General features: G+C 44.4%; 1 protein-coding gene. It reads right to left on the bottom strand.

Annotation, left to right across the window (positions count from 1 at the left end):
* A partial coding sequence (locus tag ACP45E_RS02295; protein ID WP_141707188.1) for a hypothetical protein occupies positions 1–144 on the bottom strand: 144 nt, incomplete at its 3' end.
* Between the last annotated feature and the right edge of the window lie 239 nt (positions 145–383).

Below are 383 nucleotides of genomic sequence, written 5' to 3' on the forward strand. Positions count from 1 at the left end.
AGCGACATCGGGATCAAGGTTATTCATTAACATACGAAGCGGTGCTTCGGTTAACCACGATTTTGCACGAAGTTGCGTACCATGTGGTGAGCGAATGGTTCGAGATGTGTCGAGACGCTTATCTACACTCTGGTGTTCCGTCATGTTGAGGCTCCTTTTGTTATACGTTGTAGGGTTTGTTCTATTATTCTTATTTGCACTAATTGTTTATGTGAACTGGCTATGTGAACTGGTTACACAAATGAGTGACGAGAAAAGAGTGATCACGTGAAACTCGTTCATCACTCACTGTTTATGCGCACTTTCGTTATCGTTAATGCTGGTCACCTTATCGGCCATCGCATTCGCCATATCCCAGCAAAGTCTTGCAGATCGGAAGAGCG

This window comes from Vibrio genomosp. F10 str. 9ZD137 (genome assembly GCF_049974785.1).
In the GTDB taxonomy this organism is placed as follows: domain Bacteria; phylum Pseudomonadota; class Gammaproteobacteria; order Enterobacterales; family Vibrionaceae; genus Vibrio.